The sequence below is a fragment of the Collinsella aerofaciens genome (assembly GCF_015558785.1).
Lineage (GTDB): Bacteria > Actinomycetota > Coriobacteriia > Coriobacteriales > Coriobacteriaceae > Collinsella > Collinsella aerofaciens_P.
The window spans coordinates 1-17075 of the sequence record NZ_JADMOP010000013.1; the positions used below are offsets into that span (position 1 = coordinate 1).

Annotated in this window: 15 protein-coding genes and 2 tRNA genes; 15 read left to right on the top strand and 2 right to left on the bottom strand. The window is 60.8% G+C overall.

What is annotated here, in order from left to right:
- Window positions 1-475: 475 nt before the first annotated feature.
- The 11 genes from I2G40_RS06945 to I2G40_RS06995 all read left to right on the top strand — a co-directional run bounded on the left by I2G40_RS06945 (window position 476) and on the right by I2G40_RS06995 (window position 10218).
- A complete protein-coding gene (locus I2G40_RS06945) occupies window positions 476-1759 on the top strand; it encodes a double-cubane-cluster-containing anaerobic reductase (RefSeq protein WP_195544610.1) in 1284 nt (427 codons plus the stop codon).
- Window positions 1760-1913: 154 nt separating this feature from the next.
- Window positions 1914-3077, top strand: a complete 1164-nt coding sequence (locus tag I2G40_RS06950; RefSeq protein ID WP_195544611.1) for a double-cubane-cluster-containing anaerobic reductase — start codon at window positions 1914-1916, stop codon at window positions 3075-3077.
- Between the two features lie 155 nt (window positions 3078-3232).
- Entirely contained in the window at window positions 3233-3997 is a 765-nt protein-coding gene (locus tag I2G40_RS06955) for an acyl-CoA dehydratase activase (protein WP_195544612.1), read from the top strand.
- Window positions 3998-4067: 70 nt separating this feature from the next.
- Entirely contained in the window at window positions 4068-5117 is a 1050-nt protein-coding gene (gene selD, locus I2G40_RS06960; RefSeq protein WP_195544613.1) for a selenide, water dikinase SelD, read from the top strand.
- Between the two features lie 58 nt (window positions 5118-5175).
- The gene (gene yedF / locus I2G40_RS06965) at window positions 5176-5802 is read left to right on the top strand and encodes a sulfurtransferase-like selenium metabolism protein YedF (RefSeq protein WP_195544614.1); all 627 of its coding nucleotides are present in this window, start codon (window positions 5176-5178) and stop codon (window positions 5800-5802) included.
- Between the two features lie 19 nt (window positions 5803-5821).
- Window positions 5822-6073, top strand: coding sequence for a DUF3343 domain-containing protein (locus I2G40_RS06970; RefSeq protein ID WP_022095212.1), 252 nt, complete (start codon window positions 5822-5824; stop codon window positions 6071-6073).
- Window positions 6070-7209, top strand: coding sequence for an aminotransferase class V-fold PLP-dependent enzyme (locus tag I2G40_RS06975; protein WP_195544615.1), 1140 nt, complete (start codon window positions 6070-6072; stop codon window positions 7207-7209). Before I2G40_RS06970 ends, I2G40_RS06975 begins: the two co-directional genes overlap by 4 nt.
- A gap of 68 nt (window positions 7210-7277) precedes the next feature.
- Window positions 7278-8636, top strand: a complete 1359-nt coding sequence (brnQ, locus tag I2G40_RS06980; RefSeq protein ID WP_195544616.1) for a branched-chain amino acid transport system II carrier protein — start codon at window positions 7278-7280, stop codon at window positions 8634-8636.
- Between the two features lie 91 nt (window positions 8637-8727).
- Window positions 8728-8804, top strand: a tRNA-Pro gene (locus I2G40_RS06985).
- A gap of 6 nt (window positions 8805-8810) precedes the next feature.
- A tRNA-Gly gene (locus I2G40_RS06990) sits at window positions 8811-8884 on the top strand.
- 332 nt (window positions 8885-9216) lie between these two features.
- Window positions 9217-10218 (top strand): hypothetical protein, encoded by a 1002-nt coding sequence (locus I2G40_RS06995; protein WP_195544617.1) that lies wholly within the window; start codon window positions 9217-9219, stop codon window positions 10216-10218.
- A 110-nt stretch (window positions 10219-10328) separates the two neighbouring features.
- On the opposite strand, the gene I2G40_RS07000 is transcribed toward I2G40_RS06995, so the two are convergent.
- Both I2G40_RS07000 and I2G40_RS07005 read right to left on the bottom strand, forming a co-directional pair.
- Window positions 10329-10805, bottom strand: coding sequence for a PIN domain-containing protein (locus I2G40_RS07000; protein ID WP_195544618.1), 477 nt, complete (start codon window positions 10803-10805; stop codon window positions 10329-10331).
- On the bottom strand, window positions 10798-11121 hold the full coding sequence (locus I2G40_RS07005; RefSeq protein WP_158554596.1) for a type II toxin-antitoxin system RelB/DinJ family antitoxin: 324 nt from the start codon (window positions 11119-11121) through the stop codon (window positions 10798-10800). The genes I2G40_RS07000 and I2G40_RS07005 overlap by 8 nt, the downstream gene beginning before the upstream one ends.
- A gap of 427 nt (window positions 11122-11548) precedes the next feature.
- Here I2G40_RS07005 and I2G40_RS07010 point away from each other — a divergent pair, with 427 nt between their 5' ends.
- The 4 genes from I2G40_RS07010 to hyfB all read left to right on the top strand — a co-directional run bounded on the left by I2G40_RS07010 (window position 11549) and on the right by hyfB (window position 17073).
- Window positions 11549-12067 (top strand): 4Fe-4S dicluster domain-containing protein, encoded by a 519-nt coding sequence (locus I2G40_RS07010; protein WP_022095206.1) that lies wholly within the window; start codon window positions 11549-11551, stop codon window positions 12065-12067.
- A 76-nt stretch (window positions 12068-12143) separates the two neighbouring features.
- Complete coding sequence (gene fdhF, locus I2G40_RS09700) at window positions 12144-14366, top strand: formate dehydrogenase subunit alpha (protein ID WP_195239652.1); 2223 nt, start codon at window positions 12144-12146, stop codon at window positions 14364-14366.
- Window positions 14367-14444: 78 nt separating this feature from the next.
- Window positions 14445-15062, top strand: coding sequence for a 4Fe-4S dicluster domain-containing protein (locus tag I2G40_RS07020; protein ID WP_022095203.1), 618 nt, complete (start codon window positions 14445-14447; stop codon window positions 15060-15062).
- Window positions 15055-17073 carry a hydrogenase 4 subunit B gene (gene hyfB, locus I2G40_RS07025; RefSeq protein WP_195544619.1) on the top strand — a complete coding sequence of 673 codons (2019 nt, stop codon included), beginning with the start codon at window positions 15055-15057 and terminating at the stop codon, window positions 17071-17073. The genes I2G40_RS07020 and hyfB overlap by 8 nt, the downstream gene beginning before the upstream one ends.
- The last annotated feature ends 2 nt before the right edge of the window (window positions 17074-17075 follow it).

Consider the following 17075-nt stretch of genomic DNA (forward strand, 5'->3'; position numbering starts at 1 on the left):
GCGCCTTTAGACGCGAGCCCGGGGCCCGTGGGTTATACCCTAAGAGCAAACCACCCTTTTTAAGGGTGGTTCTGATTTCACTTCGCCGTTCGCCGATTTCTACATGACTAAACCTTATCAGTCTGATAATGAATTATCAGACAGCGAGATGCTCACATCCCAACGTTGTCGTACGCGTGTCGACGGTGTTCGTCTTGACGACAACCGTTGATATAGTTACCTTCGACGAGAAAAGGAGGGCGCGCCGATGCTGCAGAAGACATATTCGCGTCGCGTTGCCGCGCGCGCCCTGTATATGGCTCGGAGCCGCATATGAGCAGGTATGTTCACGGCTCCGGGAGAGACGACGCACAACTAAATAATCGACCGCAAAGCGGGTTCCCCAAAATTCCGGGTTTGAGCACGGCTGGGTTTTCGCCACCCACCGTGCAGCAATACCGTAGCTATTCATTTTTGATTCGAGAGGGGAACCGTCATGGCTGAAGAATTTGATTTCCATCCGATGTGGGAGAGCCTCGGCATGAATCTTGCCGACCACGACATGCTGCTGGGCGCCGTGGGCCAGATGTACGGCGATATGTTCCTGACGCAGAACAATCGCCCCAAGTCCACGTCCTACCTGGATTTTGTCGCCACCAACATCCACAGCGGCCGTATTAAGGAGATGCTCGACAAGAAGGAGGCCGGCGAGGCCACCAAGATCGTCGGTTCGTTCTGTGTGTACGTGCCCGAGGAGATCGTACTTGCCTGTGACGGCATTCCCGTTGGTCTGTGCTCGGGTGCCGACTGGGCGACCGACAAGGTCGAGGAGCATCTGCCGCGCAACACCTGCCCGCTCATCAAGAGCTTTGCCGGCTTTAAGCTGGGCGAGGTCTGCCCCTACATTGAGTCGAGTGACTTGGTGGTAGGCGAGAACACCTGCGATGGCAAGAAGAAGGCCTACGAGTTCTTTGCCACGCAAAAGAACATGTACGTCATGGATATTCCCAACGTGCACGACGAGTCGACGCTCGTGACCTGGAAGGCCGAGGTTAAAAAGCTTGCCGCCAAGATCGAGGAAGAGTGCGGCGTCACGATTACGCCTGAGCGCCTGAAGGCTGCCATCCACGCCGTCAACGAGAAGCGTCGCGCCCTGCAGCGTCTGGCTGCGACCCGCGCTGCCGATCCGGCGCCCATCAGCGGTCTCGACAGCCTGCTGACCGTTCAGGCCGCCTTTATGGATGACACGCCGCGTCTGACCGGCGCCATCAACGAAATGGCGGCTGAGTGCGAGCAGCGCGTTGAGGCCGGCGAGGGTGTGGCGCCCAAGGGCACCAAGCGCATCCTGTACACCGGTACGCCCATGGCCGTGCCCAACTGGAAGCTGTTCAACCTCATCGAGAAGGCCGGCGGCGTCGTGGTGGGCGAGGAGTCCTGCACGGGCTCGCGCTACTACAAGGACCTGGTCGACGAGTCCGGTGAGACGGTTGACGAGATGCTCGACGCCATCGCCGAGCGCTACTTTAAGATCAACTGCGCCGTCTTTACGCCCAACGACCAGCGTATGAAGGACATTGTCCAGATGGCCAAGGACCTGCATGCCGACGGCATCGTCGACGTGGCCTTGCAGTTCTGCACGCTCTACGAGATGGAGTCGTTTGCCGTGGAGAAGGCCGCCGAAGAGGCCGGCATCCCGTTTATGCACATCACGACCGACTACGCCGGCGAGGATGCAGGCCAACTGCAAACCAGGATTGAGGCTTTCTTGGAAACCATTTAGGGCTATCCGGTCCAGCGGCTTCCCCAAGCACCCGATCTTGCCGTTCAAACCATCGCTTGCATACCAAAGTACGCGGCGCTCCTCTTTCACGGCAACCTCGGGCACCTGGGAAAGCCGTTTCCTTGGTTGGTTAAAAGGTTTGTTAAGGAGTTATATGTCGGACAATATTGAGCAGCCGTTGCCGTCCACGTTTGAGGAGTTCAACGAGCAACGCAAGGCGGCGTTTATTCGCGTCAAGGATTATAAGCAGGCGGGTAATCGCCTGGTCGGTTTTCTGTGCAGCTACACGCCGCTCGAGATTATCGATGCCGCGGGGGCTGCGAGCGTGGCGCTGTGCGGCACGTCCGACGAGGTGATTCCCGAGGCCGAGAAGGTGCTGCCGGCAAACCTGTGCCCGCTCATCAAGTCTACGTATGGTTTTGCCTATTCGCAAAAGTGCCCGTTTACGTACTTTAGCGACATGATCATCGGTGAGACCACCTGCGACGGCAAGAAGAAGATGTACGAGCTGCTCAACGAGCTCAAGCGCACGCACATTCTGCATCTTCCGCAGGGCCGCGATCGAGCCTACGAGCGCGAGGGCTGGTACGAGGAGTGCCGTCTGCTCAAGGAGGAGCTCGAGAACTTCTACGGCATCACGATTACCGACGATGATCTGCGCGCTGCCGTCCGTCGTCGCAACCGCTTGCGTGCGGCCCAGCTCGAGATGTTTGCGCTGCAGGCCAACCAGCCGGCGGCCATGAGCGGCGTCGACCTGATGAGCACCATGTTTGCCGGTACGTTTAGCTTTGATATCGAGGCCTATACGCAGCAGCTGGAGCAAAAGGTTGTCAAGCTGCGCGAGGCCTACGACGCGAGCGAGCGCCCGGTTGCGGCGGATGCCAAGCGCATTCTGATCACCGGCTGCCCGGTGGGCGGCGTGATCAACAAGATCGGTCGCACCATCGAGTCCAACGGTGGTGTGGTCGTGTGCATGGACGACTGCTCGGGCGAGCGCACGGCGGCCATGATGATCGACCCGGAGGCTCCCGACATCTTGCGCGCCATCGCCGACCGCTACCTGGACATTAACTGCTCGGTCATGACGCCCAACGACGGTCGTATGGAAAACACGCTGGCCATGTGCGAGAAGTATCACGTCGATGGCGTAGTGGAGAGCGTGCTCCAGGCGTGCCACACCTTTAACGTGGAGAGTGCGCGCATGCAGGAGACTGTCGAGGGTGCGGGCATTCCGTACATGAAGATCGAGACCGACTACAGCAACGGCGACATGGGACAGATCGAGACCCGCATCGCCGCCTTCATCGAAACCCTCTAGCTTCCTCAGGCACCGGATCTTGCTCCTCAAACCGTCGCTTGCGTACCCAATGTACGCTGCGCTCCTCTTTCGGGTCAATCTCCGGCACCTGAGAAACCTAGAGCTAAGGCGCCTGAACGCGCCGCTACCTTTGATGTTTTGATTGGGAGAGAGCCATGATAGGGATCGGGATCGATATCGGGTCTACGGCGGCTAAGGCTGCTGTGGTCGATGGAGGGGGTTCGGTGGCGTGGACGTGCGTGCAGCCAACCGGGTTCTCCTCGGTCGATGCGGCGGAGCGTCTGCGCGGCGAGCTTGCCGCGGCCGGCTATGACGTGGCTGCCGACGACGTGCGCGTGATCGCGACCGTCTACGGTCGTGTCGCCGTGCCCTATGCGCATAAGGTCGTGACTGAGATTACCTGCCACGGTACCGGTGCTGTGCGCCTGTTTGGCGACCACGGCACCGTGATCGACGTGGGCGGTCAGGACACCAAGGTCATTCAGATCAAGGGCGGTCGCGTGGCCAAATTTGCCATGAACGACAAGTGCGCTGCCGGCACGGGGCGCTTTTTGGAGATCATGGCCGACCGTCTGGGTATTTCCCAACAGCAGATGGCCGACCTTGCGCGTTCCGGCGAACCCACCAAGATCAGCAGCATGTGCACGGTGTTTGCCGAAAGCGAGGTCATCAGCCTGATCGGTCGCGGTGAGCCGCGCGAGAACATTGCGCGTGGCGTGATCGACAGCGTGGTCTCGCGCGTGGCGACCATGGCTGGGCAGGCGGCGGGCGCCCCGTACTACCTGACGGGAGGCCTGTGCGAGAACGCATTCGTGGTGGAGCGGTTGGGCGAGCTACTGGGGTCGCCGGTGACCACCTCGCCCCAGGCTCGCTTTGCCGGAGCCATCGGCGCGGCGATTCGCGCACAGGCGCTCAATTAATGCATCCGCCGTAGGCTCGCATTCATGCGTATACTGGGAGGAAATGATTGACCGATGAGAGGAGGTATCGATGGCTGACGATCAGATTAAGCTCACGTCCATGACGGCCGCGAGCGGTTGAGCCGCTAAGTTGGCCCCCGGAGCCCTCGCCCAGGTCCTGGGCGATTTACCCAATGTGCATAACGACAACTTGCTCGTGGGGTTCGATACCTCCGACGATGCGAGCGTCTTCCGCGTAGGGGAGAACCTGGGACTCGTGCAGTCCATCGACTTCTTCCCACCGATGGTCGACGACCCGTTTCTGTTTGGCCAGATCGCCGCGGCCAACTCGCTGTCGGACATCTACGCCATGGGCGGGCGGCCGAGCCATGCCATGAACTTGCTGTGCATCCCGAGCTGCCTGGGCGTTGAGGTTGCCGGTCAGATTCTGGCGGGCGGCGCCGACAAGTGCGTCGAGGCCGGCTGCTCCATCGCGGGCGGTCACACCATCAACGACGACGAGCCCAAGTACGGCCTGTCCGTGAGCGGTTTTGTCGCGCTTGACCGTATGCTCGCCAACAGCGGCGCGCGCGTGGGCGATGTTCTGCTGCTGACCAAGGCCATCGGCTCGGGCATTATCACCACGGCCATTAAGGGCGAGCTCATCGAGCAGGACGAGGCCGCAGCCATGTTTGACTCGATGCGAACCCTCAACGAGGCACCGATTCGTCTGGCCGAGGGACTTGAGCTTCACGGCTGCACCGACATTACGGGCTTTGGTCTGATCGGGCACGCGTGCGAGATGGCCGAGGGCTCGGGCGTGCAGGTTGAGCTTGCATCGGGGGCGGTGCCGCTCTTTGACCAGGTGCTCGACATGGCGCGTCTGGGCATTATCCCCGCGGGCTCCTACCGCAACCAGGACTTCTTTGGCCCGCGCGTGGCGGCCGACGAGGACCTGGAGCCGGGCATGCTGGATGCGCTGTACGATCCGCAGACCTCGGGCGGTTTGCTTATTGCGGCGCCCGCGGCGGATGTGGATGAGCTTGCGCGTCGTCTGCATGCCGAGGGGCGCGTTGCCGCCGTCGTCGGTCGCGTTTGCGAGGCGGAGCCGGGCGGTCCTGCCGTCCGCGTTGTCCGTTAACGGTTTGTTTATTCAACTATCTATCGTTCTTGATTGATTCATTCGAAAGGAATTTACTATGTCTACCAAAATTGAAGTCAATGCCATGGGCGATGCCTGCCCGCTGCCCGTCGTCAAGACGCTTAAGGCACTCAAACAGCTTGACGGCGAGGGCGCCGTGGTGACCTCGGTCGACAACGAGACCGCCGTCAAGAACATCTCCAAGATGGCGCAGGAGAAGGGCTGCACGGCCTCGGTCGAGAAGATCTCGGACGCCGAGTGGCACGTGACCGTCGCGACTTCTGGCGCCGTTGCCGTGGCCGATCCCGAGCAGGATGGCGCTGCCTTCTGTGGTGCCAGCGCCAGCAAGGGCAAACTCGTCATTTCCGTCTACACCGATTGTATGGGCCGTGGCGACGACGAGCTGGGCCACAAGCTCATGAAGGCCTTCATCTTTGCCGTGACGCAGCAGGAGGAGCTGCCCGCGACCATGCTGTTCTACAACGGCGGCGCCAAGCTCACCGTCGAGGGCTCTCCGGTGCTCGATGATCTGAAGGGCCTGGCCGAGCAGGGTGTCGAGATTCTCACCTGCGGTACCTGCCTCGACCACTATGGCATTAAAGACCAGTTTGCGGTGGGCGAGGTCACCAACATGTACGTGATCGTGGAGAAGATGGAGCAGGCCGTGCGCGTCGTGCGCCCGTAGCATATTGGTTGGAGTTGTCATGAGGGAGAAGCGCCCGGCGCTTGTCATCACGTTTCCCACCACGGCGGCCGCCATGGGCTGCGAGTCCCTATGCATCGAGCGCGGCCTTCCTGGGCGAACGATTCCCGTGCCCGGGGAGGTCGCTGCCGGCTGCGGTCTGGCGTGGAAGGCGTTGCCTGCCGATGAGGAGCTGCTGCGCGGCGAACTCGCCGCGGCGGGCGTTCCCACCGAGGGCTATACCGTGATCGATATGTGGGAGGTCGTGCGATGATCTATCTGGATAACGCGGCGACGACCATGCACAAGCCGCAGGCGGTCATCGATGCCGTGACGCAGGCGATGTGCTCGCTCGGCAATGCCGGGCGCGGTGCCACGTCGGGTGCGCTTGACGCCGCGCGTACCATCCACGGCTGCCGCGCCAAGCTTGCGCGCCTTTTTGGTTGCCCGAGGGCGGACCATGTGTGTTTTACGCCCAACTCCACCGCGGCGCTCAACACCGCTATCAATGGCGTGGTGCGCCCCGGCGACCGTGTGGTCACGACGGTGCTTGAGCACAACTCCGTGCTGCGTCCGCTCAATCGCTTGGCGACGGAGCAGGGTGTGACGGTTGAGCATGCGGGCTGCGACGCGAACGGCGCGCTCGACTACGACGAGCTCGAGCGGTTGGTCACGCCCGGTACGCGTGCCGTGGTGGTGACGCACGCTTCCAATGTGACCGGCAACGCGGTCGACGTTTCGCGTGTGGCTGCCATCGCCCATGCGGCCGGTGCGCTGGTGATCGTCGATGCCTCTCAGTCTGCCGGTACGGCGCATATCGATATGCAAACCATGGGGCTCGACATTGTGTGCTTTACCGGCCACAAGGGGTTCATGGGTCCGCAGGGGACCGGCGGCCTGGCCGTGGCGGAGGGCGTCGATGTGGCTCCGTGGGCCATGGGCGGCACGGGCGTGCACAGCTTCGATGCTCTGCAGCCGCTTGGGTGGCCCACGCGCCTTGAGGCGGGCACGCTCAACGGCCACGGCATCGCGGGACTTTCCGCAGGTCTCGACTTTATCGAGGCGCAAGGCGGAGTCGAGGCGATCGCGGCGCATGAGCGAGCACTGGCGGATCGCTTTCTCGCTGGCGTGCGCGAAATCCCGGAGATCAAGCTCTACGGCGCCTTTGACCAGCCGTCGCGCTCGGCGATCGTCTCACTCAACGTGGGTGATATCGACTCTGCTGAGATCTCGGACGCGCTCATGCAAGGGTGGGGGATTGCGACGCGCCCCGGCGCCCATTGCGCTCCGCTCATGCACCGCGCACTCGAGACCGAGCGCCAGGGTATCGTTCGCTTCTCGTTTGGGTATTTCAACACGGACGAGGAAGTCGATACCGCGATTGACGCTTTGCGCGATTTAGCCTGCTAGAGCGTATATACTTGCGGGACGGGTGTTTTTGCCCGTCCCGTTTTTGTTTCGACCCGAAAGGTGTGCATATGGCCTCATCCGCTCCGCGCGGTTTGCGCTCCGACCATGTCGTTACCGTCGGCATTGCGCTGTTCTCGATGCTCTTTGGCGCCGGCAACCTCATTATTCCGCCGCTGCTGGCACTGCAGGCAGGTTCTGCCACGCCGGTCGCCATGCTCGGCTTTCTGATTGCCGCCATCGGCCTGCCCGTCATGGGTTTTATCGCCGTGGCACTTGCCGGAACGGCGCGCGAGCTTGCCGGCCGCGTGCACCCCAAGTTTGGTGAGTTCTTTGTCGCGGCGGTGTATCTGGCCATCGGCCCGTGCCTGGCCATTCCGCGCACGAGCTCCACGGCCTTCGAGATGCTGGTGCCGCTGCTGCCCGAGGGTGTTTCACTCGGCACGGCGCGCCTGGTGTTTGCCGTTGGCTTCTTTGTCGTCGCGTTTGCGCTCACGCTGCGTCCGGGCGTCATCACGCGCGTGCTCGGTCGCATTACGGGCCCCGCGCTCATTGCGCTCATCGTGCTGGTCGTGGGTGCCGCCGTGATCTCGCCGCTGGGACCGGCTGCCGCGCCTCAGGCTCCCTACGATGCCGGTGCTGCTGTGCAGGGCTTTCTGACCGGCTACCAGACCATGGACCTGCTCGCGTCGCTCGCCTTTGGAATTATCATCGCCGAGACCATCCACGAGCTGGGCGTTACCGATGACAAGCGCGTGGCCTTCGAGATTTCGCGCTCCGGCGTGATCGCCGGCGCGCTCATGGCCATCATCTACTGCGGCCTGGCGCTTGCCGGCACGCAGCTCAGCACCGTGATGTCCGATGCCACCAATGGCGCCGCCATCCTTGCCCGCTCTGCCTCCATGCACTTTGGCCTTGTCGGCACGGTCGTGGTCTTTGCGATCTTTTTCCTCGCCTGCATGAACGTGTGCATCGGCCTCATCAGCTGCTGCTCGCGTTACTTCTGCGAGACGTATGTGGTCGAAGGGGGAGCGGAGGCCTCCGAGGAGGCTATGCGTCGTCCCTTTGCGGTTCTTGCCTTTGTGTTCGCAGCGTTTTCGTGCGTGCTCTCCAACGTGGGCCTCGACGTGATCCTTATGTTCTCGGTGCCCATGCTCAATGCCTTGTACCCCGTCGCCATTGTGCTGGTTCTTATGGGCCTGGTGCACGGTTTTTGCGACGCGCATCCGCAGGTGTGGGTTTGGGTCGGCGGCGTTGTCGCGGTGCAGAGCGTGATCACCTCGGTTCGTGACGCGTTCTTTGCGAGCGCGTGGCTGCCGTTCGACGCGCTGCCGCTGGCGGACATTGGGGCCGCGTGGGCGCCGGTCGCCGTGGTGGCGTTTGTGATAGGCCTGCTCCATCGTCGTTTTGTTGCACATTCGAGGAGCTAAGGCATCAATGCTTGCACAGGCGGGGAGTCTCCCCTATAATTTCCTTCGCTTTGGGACACGCAAGGTTTAGACCTTAGCTGCTCAACACCTTCGGGACGTGGCGCAGTTTGGTAGCGCGCCTGCTTTGGGAGCAGGATGTCGCAGGTTCAAATCCTGTCGTCCCGACCATATCTTGCGGGCGTAGTTCAATGGTAGAACCCCAGCCTTCCAAGCTGATGACGCGGGTTCGATTCCCGTCGCCCGCTCCATAAGATAGATGAACGGCTCTGATTCCTTTTGGGACCAGAGCCATTTTCATATACATGCCGGGACCCCACATCCCCTCCTAAGTTGCGGTGAAATACGGACTGTTTTTCGGCTTTTATGGCCCATGTAGTCCGTATTTCACCGCAACTATTTGTAAGGTTGGATTTTGATGCCGTTGGGAGGATCGTAGCGACCGTCTACCGAGAGTGGAAATATTTTTTGAAGCTCTGACCTGCGACGTCAAGCTTTTGGTCAGCTTTTGGCAAGGCCTGCGGACGGAAGCATGCGATAGCGTAATGGTATTCTCTCCGCCGTGATGGTTATGGGGTTGGCCATGCTCGATAAAGGCAAACATTTTCCGCAGTCCTATGCAAGGATGCTATTCTCGGCCGTTGGAATTCATCAAGATGGACAGCTGCTTATAACAATTGATCCTTGGGATGAACGCCGTGCGCGCGAGCTTATGCAGGAAGAGCTCATGCTTCGTCTTTACAACCATGTATATGCGGATCCGGTCTATTGGAATAATCTTGGGGTTGAAGATCGTATCTTTCAGCTGGCATCCGCTATTGCGGTCGTTGAACCGGATGCTGTGTTTTGCGGAGCGACAGCAGCGCTGCTCTACGGCATCGGCTCGGCGTATACGCTTCTGGATAAAGTGCAAGTACTGCTGCCACGGTCTACAAGGCGTGATAAGTATGAGTTCGTTGAATACAAGCGCTGGCGGGCGGGCGAAGTGTGGCGGCTAGGTCTGTTTACACTGACGGATCCGTGTCGAACGGTTGTTGATATCGCTCGAACGAGCGCCTTTCGCTATGCGCTGGGCTATGTCGATGGCTTGGCCCGTGAGTACGATGTCGAACGCGAAGAGCTGCGAGCATATGCCCAGGCAAATTGCCGAGGGTTGCATGGCATCGCGCGTGCTTTTGACGTTTTTGAGTATATGGACGGCAGGTCAGACAATGGCGGCGAGTCTGAGGCGAGAGCAGCGATGATTCTCGCTGGGGTTGCCGCGCCCGAGCTTCAAGTTGAGATAACGCGACCGGGAAACGCTGGCTATTATCTAGCAGATTATGGCTGGCAGATGCCAGACGGCTCATGGACGCTGGCAGAGCTGCATGGGCTAGGCAAGTTTGAAGACGAGGCTCAAAATGATCCAGAGCGGGCGGCGGCAAAAATGTATCGAGCGGCCCTCATGCGCGACGCGAACCTTCGCTCCATGGGCCACAACGTCATTCATTTCAAACTCTCGGACACCTACGACGTAGAATCGTTCGGTGCCATGATTCGCGGCTACGGCATTCCGACAACAAAACCCTACGCCGAATCCCGATAGCGAAATCGTTCGCGGTCCACCTTCAATAAGTTGCGGTGAAATGCGGACTGTTGAGGCCTTTAAAGGCATAAAACAGTCCGTATTTCACCGCAACTTAGGTGGGGATGGGGTTAGCTGCGGGGGCGGTGGCGGAGCTTGTCGATGGTGGAGTCGGTGCTTCGGCTGCGGGCTTCGGCGGCGCGGTCGCGGGCGTCGGCGGCGGTTTGGCGCTTGCGGCGGCAATCGATCATGCCTTGGATGATGGGCTTGCCAAAGCTCACGACGTCGTCGTTATAGATGGCGGTTCGGGCTGCGAGGAGGCAGTCGGTAAAGTCCATATGGGTCTTGCCAAAGAGCTTGACGGCAAGGGCGACAACGGTGGGCTCGTCGACCATGACGTCATCGAGCAGCCTTTTCATGGCCGCAGCAATCTCAACGCGGGGAACCTTATAGACGTCGCGCAGCGTGACCACGACGCGCGTGATGATTTTGGGATAGACACGAGCGGTGCGCGTGGCGATGACCTTGGCGGCGCGCGGTGACAGGACTTCGTCGTCGTCAAGCAGGTAGCGTAGGATGACGGTCTCGTCGATGATGGTGCTACTCATGGATATCTACTTCCTCGGGACCCAAAATCGAATCGTCGCTTTCTGTGGCAAGGTATTCAATCCAGGCATTGCGCTCCTCGGAGCGGCGATTGGGGTCACCGTATGCTTTGAGCGATCCATAGGCGGCGGTGCCGTCCTTTGAGCGCACGGCGACCGGCTGAAAGGGGAGCTTGCGCATCAAAATGCTCTGCGCGACAAATAGACGGACGGCCTCGGCGAGCGATGTGCCCATGGCGTCGTAGAGATGTTCGGCATGCTGCTTGTCTTCCTCGCGAATGCGCACCTGCAGGATGGCTCGTTTTTGAGTCGATGACATCACTGGCCCCCTTAATGAGCGTGCAATATAGTCGGTCAAATGCGGCATGTGCCGATACTTGAGCATCTTATAACGATTACTTTATTTCGCTCAAGTAAATAACCATTAACTTGAATACAAGCGTAGTACATCTAAAATGAGAGCGCGTAAAAATCTCTGAGGCGTACGCATGTAATACACTCACCTTTATAGCTTCTAGAGAATAATTCCAACCTGCCAAAACCCCTGCAATACACCCGTATTGCAGGGCCTATGCTCAAGTTTGCCCCCTGCAACTGCGTATATTTAACCTGTATATCGTTGGAGGAATTCTATCGAAGTGCCTGTTTCGCCGCATGCACTCGATACGCCGATGCCGGACCACGGGCGGTCCGGGGCAACGTCGGCAGGGTCTCTCCGGCATGGGATTCAGGAGGGAGTGAACAACATGGGCAATAAACGAGTCGTGGCTGATTCTTCACGCTGCATTGGGTGCCAAACCTGTATGGCGGCGTGCATCGAGGCACACGATATTCCCGGCAACATCGCCGCACCTCGCTTGCGCGTAACGCGCACCTACGAGATTTCCGCGCCGGTGGCATGTCACCACTGCGAGGACGCTCCGTGCGCCAAGGCCTGCCCCACGGGTGCCTTGTTCTTTGATCCAAAGAACCATCGCATCGGCGTCAACGAGGACAACTGCATCGGCTGCAAGAGCTGCGTCATGGCCTGCCCCTTTGGCGCCGTGAGTGTGGCGACCACGCAGGTCCCCGTCTTGATGGGCGACGTGCGCGTGGGTTCGCAGACCAAGAGCTTCGTGCTCAAGTGCGACCTGTGCGTGGACCGTCCCGGCGGTCCGGCGTGTGCCGAGGCGTGCCCGACCAAGGGCCTCACCTTGGTAGACGAGGAGCGCCTGGCAGAACTGACTGCCGAGCGTGCCCGCGCCACCATCGAAAACGAGGCGTAGCCGGGCGGCCATACAGGCCCAACGATTGTCAAATACGTACCGATTAATCGGTAGCAGAGAAAGGAAGGAGGGTGTCATGGAGAAGCATAAAGTGATCTGCCCGTACTGCGGCGCCGGTTGCCAGTTTAACCTCCTGGTCCAAAACGGCCAGGTCGTGGGCACCGAACCGCTCAACGGCATCACCAACCAGAGCGAGCTGTGCCTTAAGGGCATGAGCGGCTACGACTTCATCAACGACACCAAGATCTTGACTCCTCGCGTACTGCACCCGATGATCCGCCGCACTAAGGGCGCGGATCTTGAGCGCGTAAGCTGGGACGAGGCACTGGATTTCACCGCATCTAAGATGCAGGCCATAATTGACGAATATGGTCCTAACGCTGTCATGACCACCGGCTCTTCGCGAGGCGGCGGCAATGAGGCGAACTACGTCATGCAGAAGTTTACGCGTGCGTGCATCGGCACCCACAGCGTGGACAACTGCGCCCGTACTTGACACGGCCCTACTGTCCTCGGTCTGATGGACACGGTTGGTTCAGGTTGCATGTCATGCTCCATCCCCGGTATGGAGGATGCGGGCTGCATTTTCCTCTTCGGCTATAACCCTGCCGATTCGCACCCCATCGTCGCAAGGCGTATCGTGCGAGCCAAAGAAAAGGGTTGCAAGATCATCGTCGCCGATCCGCGCCATATCGAAACCGCGCGTATCGCCGATCTCTACCTTCCGATCAAGAACGGTTGCAACGTTGCGTTCCTCAACGCCTTTGCCAACTGCTTGGTCAACGATGGCCTCTACGACAAGGAATTCGTCGCCGAGCACACGAACGGCTTTGACGAGTGGTGGGAGACCATCAAGAACTACACTCCCGAATCCGTACAGGACATCACGGGTGTCGAGCCCGCGTTGATCCACCAAGCTGCCGAGATGTACGCCACGGCGAAGCCCTCTGCCATCATTGGCTGGGGCATGGGCGTATGCCAGCAGAAGCAGAACCTGAAGACGGTGCACACCATCGCCTCCATCGCCTGCGTTGCCGGCCAGATCGGCAAACCCAATTCCGGCCTCGCGCCCGTGCGTGGTCAGAACAACGTCCAGGGCTCCTGCGATATGGGCATGCTGCCCAACCTGTACCCTGGCTACCAGAAGGTCACCGACCCGGCTGTGCGTGCCAAGTTTGCCAAGGCTTGGGGCGTGCCCGAGGAAAAGCTCCCGCTCGAGGAGGGCTACAAGCTCACCGACCTGGGCCACCTGGTCGACGAGGGCAAGGTGCACTGCTTCTACAACTACGGCGAGGACCCGGTGCAGACCGAGCCCGATTCGGCCGGTATGCGCAAGACGCTCTCCGAGCTGGATCTGTTCATTTGCCAGGACATCTTTATGACGCAGACGACCATGCTCGCCGACGTCATCCTGCCTGCCACCTCTTGGGGCGAGCACGAGGGTGTCTTTACCGCATCCGACCGTAGCTTCCAGCACTTTGACGCGGCCGTTCCGCCCAAGGGCGAGTGCCGTCACGACTGGGAGATCTTCGCGGACCTGTCTACGCGTATGGGTTACCCCATGCACTACGACAACACCGAGCAGATCTGGAACGAGTGCATCAGCCTGTGCCCCAACTTTGTGGGCGCAACCTACGAGAAGATGGCTCCCGAGGGCGGTTACGCCCAGTGGCCGGTCAAGAGCACCGATGTGAACGACCACGGTACGCCCGACATGTTCGCTGGTGGCAAGTTCACCACCAAGGACGGCCGCGCCAACCTGATGGCGCACGACTGGGAGGCGCCCTCCGAGCTTCCCGACGATGAGTACCCGCTCATTCTGTGCACCGTTCGCGAGGTCGGTCACTACAGCTGCCGCTCGATGACTGGCAACTGCAAGACGCTGGCGCTGCTCGCCGACGAGCCCGGCTTTGTCCGCATGAATCCCGCGGACGCCGAGGCACGCGGCATCAAGAACGGCGACATCGTCTCGATTCACAGCCGCCGTGGCCAGGTATACAGCCGCGCCGACGTGAGCGACCGCATCAACAAGGGCACGGTCTATATGACCTACCAGTGGTGGATCGGCAAGTGCAACGAGCTGACCATTCACAAGGTCGACCCGGTCTCGCATACGCCCGAGGACAAGTTCTCCGCCTGCCAGGTCGACGCTATCGCCGACCAGGTCTGGGCTGAGGGCGAGGTGGAGCGTCAGTACACCGAGCTCAAGCAGGCTCTGGTGGACGCCGCCGCTCCCCAGGACGTTGAGCCCGGCGCCGCCAAGTTCGATGACGAGACGCACGTGAACCAAATCGTGTAGTCCCGTTCTCGTTGGCTTTTTGGGCCGGGCGTCCCGTACGTTCGGGAGCCCGGCCCGTTATTTTGAAAGGAAGTGGGGATGAACCGCTTCATCGACATCAACCCGGAGAGGTGCATCGGCTGCGGAACATGCCAGTCCGCCTGTGCCGACGCCCACCGGATGCAGGGTCTTCAGGATACACCGCGCTTGGCGCTCGTGAAGACCGGCGGTATTTCGGCCGCCCTTGCCTGCCACCATTGCGAGGGTGCCCCCTGCGCCGAGGTTTGCCCGGTGAATGCCATCGAGCACGATGGCGATCGCATCCACGTCAAGGAGCAGGAGTGCATCGGGTGCAGGCTGTGCGCCATCGCGTGCCCCTTCGGAGCCATCCATCCCGATGGCACGTCTATCGCCGGTGTCGCAGGCATGTGCGACCCGACGCCTTCGTATCCTAAGTCCCTGAGCAGCCTGCTTACGTGGGCTCCTGGTCAGTACACCTGCGCTGTCAAGTGCGACCTGTGCGCATTCGATCCGGACGGCCCGCATTGTGTGGCGGCGTGCCCTACCAAGGCGCTGACCGTCATGGGTGGCGCGGCCGATCGCGAGCTCGACGAGGCCAAGCGCCTGCGCTCGATCGAAAACGGTCCGGTCGTCGACGTTACCGCTGTGGCCCAGGGCCTGTCCGAGAAAGCAGAAGGGAGCGTAAACAATGGATAGCATGACGCTGTTTATCGCATCGCTTGCCGTCTCGTGCATCGGTGCGCTCGCCTCGGTTCTGCTGATCAAGGCCGATAACGCCGCCAAGACCGCCGGCTGCCTAATCGGCGCCGTCGCCGCGGTGCTTTCGTTTGTGGCCGGTATCCAGGCCGTGCTGGGCGATGTCACGTCGGTCGACACCATCGTGTTCTTCCCGTTTGCCCATTTCCAGCTGCTGCTCAACCAGCTGTCCGGCCTGTTCGTGGCGCTCATCTCGGTGCTCGCGTTTGCCGGCTCGATCTACGGTCTCAACTACTTTGATGAGTACCCGGGCAAAAAGGGCCGCGCCGGCTTCTTCTTTAACACCTTTGTGGCGTCCATGATGCTCGTCATCACCGCCGACAACGTGTTTTGGTTCCTGGTCGCCTTTGAGCTCATGTCGCTGACCTCGTACTTCCTGGTCGTGATCGAGGAGAACGAGAACTCCATCCATGGCGGTTGGCTCTACTTTGTGATCGCGCACGTGGGCTTTGTGCTCATCATGGCGAGCTTCCTCACCATGACCAACTTCGCCGGTGGCTCGTTTGCCTTTGCGGATTTCCGCGCTACGCAGTTTAGCCCCGCGGTCGCATCCGTGTGCTTTGTGCTCGCCTTCTTTGGCTTTGGCGCCAAGGCCGGTATCATCCCGCTGCACGGCTGGCTGCCCAAGGCGCATCCCGAGGCGCCGTCCAACGTGTCGGCCCTCATGTCCGGCGGCATGATCAAGATCGGTATCTTCGGCATCCTCAAGGTGGGCCTCGACCTGCTCTCCGCCTCGGGCGTTCAGGTCTGGTGGGGCCTTATGGTCATGGTCTTCGGTGCGATCACGTCGGTCCTCGGCGTGGCCTTCGCCCTGCAGGAGCATGACATCAAGCGCCTGCTGGCCTATCACTCCGTCGAGAACATCGGCATCATTCTGCTCGGCGTCGGCGCCTCCATGGCCGCTATGGCGCTCAACTCGGTCGGCATCGCCGTCCTGGCTCTGATGGCCGCCCTCTACCACACGTTTAACCACGCGATGTTTAAGGGCGAGCTGTTCTTGGGCGCCGGTGCGCTGCTGTACTCCACGGGTACGCGCAATATGGAGAAGATGGGCGGCCTGTTCCGTCGTATGCCGGCTACGGCCATCTGCTTCCTTATTGGCGCGCTTGCCATCTCGGCCATCCCGCCCTTCAACGGCTTTGTGTCCGAGTGGTTTACCTACCAGTCGCTCTTTAACGCTGCCATGCAGGGCGACAAGGCCGTCATGATCGTGGCCGTGTTCGCTGCCGTCGCGCTTGCCATTACCGGCGCGCTGGCTGTCACATGCTTCGTCAAGGCCTATGGCGTCTCCTTTGCCTCCGCGCCCCGCTCCGAGGCCGCGGCCAATGCCAAGGAGGTTCCCGCCCCCATGGTGTTTGCGCAGGGCCTGCTCGCGGCCATCTGCGTCGTGCTGGGCATTGGCGCTCCCGTGATCGCGCCCGTGCTGGTCGATGTCGCTGCGTCCGTGCTGCATCCGTACGGTGGCGTGTTTGCCGCCGAGGGCATGGAGCTCATGAACCAGTACTCCGGCGCTGCCACCTCCACGCCCGCGATCGCTATTGCGCTCGTGGTGCTCGTCGGCCTTGCCTGCGGTTATCGCAAGCTCAAGACCGTCGGCAAGGTGCAGAAGTCCCAGCCGTGGGCATGCGGCTATGCTCCCAACGAGCATATGCCCGTCGTGGCCACGACCTTTGCCTCCGAGGTGTCCTGGTTTATGCAGCCGCTCTACACGCTGCGCGACCGCTGCACGGCCGTCTGCTGGTCCATCGCGCACTTCTTCCAGAAGCTCACCGGTGTGGCCGAGGCTGTGGAGCCCGTACCCGACAAGGTTCTCGTCGATGCCCCGCATAAGGGTGTCGAGAAGCTCGCCGACCTCGCGACTAAGCTCGAGGGCGGCAACTACAGCATCTATATCTGCTACATCGTCGCGGCACTCGTGGTGTTCCTCGTGCTCGCCGTGCAAATGGGTTAAGG

Bases quoted from the DNA above. Each gene is read 5' to 3' on its own strand.
- I2G40_RS06945 (WP_195544610.1), top strand. From the start codon at position 476: ATGGCTGAAGAATTTGATTTCCATCCGATGTGGGAGAGCCTCGGCATG.
- I2G40_RS06950 (WP_195544611.1), top strand. From the start codon at position 1,914: ATGTCGGACAATATTGAGCAGCCGTTGCCGTCCACGTTTGAGGAGTTC.
- I2G40_RS06955 (WP_195544612.1), top strand. From the start codon at position 3,233: ATGATAGGGATCGGGATCGATATCGGGTCTACGGCGGCTAAGGCTGCT.
- yedF (WP_195544614.1), top strand. From the start codon at position 5,176: ATGTCTACCAAAATTGAAGTCAATGCCATGGGCGATGCCTGCCCGCTG.
- I2G40_RS06970 (WP_022095212.1), top strand. From the start codon at position 5,822: ATGAGGGAGAAGCGCCCGGCGCTTGTCATCACGTTTCCCACCACGGCG.
- I2G40_RS06975 (WP_195544615.1), top strand. From the start codon at position 6,070: ATGATCTATCTGGATAACGCGGCGACGACCATGCACAAGCCGCAGGCG.
- brnQ (WP_195544616.1), top strand. From the start codon at position 7,278: ATGGCCTCATCCGCTCCGCGCGGTTTGCGCTCCGACCATGTCGTTACC.
- I2G40_RS06995 (WP_195544617.1), top strand. From the start codon at position 9,217: ATGCTCGATAAAGGCAAACATTTTCCGCAGTCCTATGCAAGGATGCTA.
- I2G40_RS07000 (WP_195544618.1), bottom strand. From the start codon at position 10,805: ATGAGTAGCACCATCATCGACGAGACCGTCATCCTACGCTACCTGCTT.
- I2G40_RS07005 (WP_158554596.1), bottom strand. From the start codon at position 11,121: ATGTCATCGACTCAAAAACGAGCCATCCTGCAGGTGCGCATTCGCGAG.
- I2G40_RS07010 (WP_022095206.1), top strand. From the start codon at position 11,549: ATGGGCAATAAACGAGTCGTGGCTGATTCTTCACGCTGCATTGGGTGC.
- I2G40_RS07020 (WP_022095203.1), top strand. From the start codon at position 14,445: ATGAACCGCTTCATCGACATCAACCCGGAGAGGTGCATCGGCTGCGGA.
- hyfB (WP_195544619.1), top strand. From the start codon at position 15,055: ATGGATAGCATGACGCTGTTTATCGCATCGCTTGCCGTCTCGTGCATC.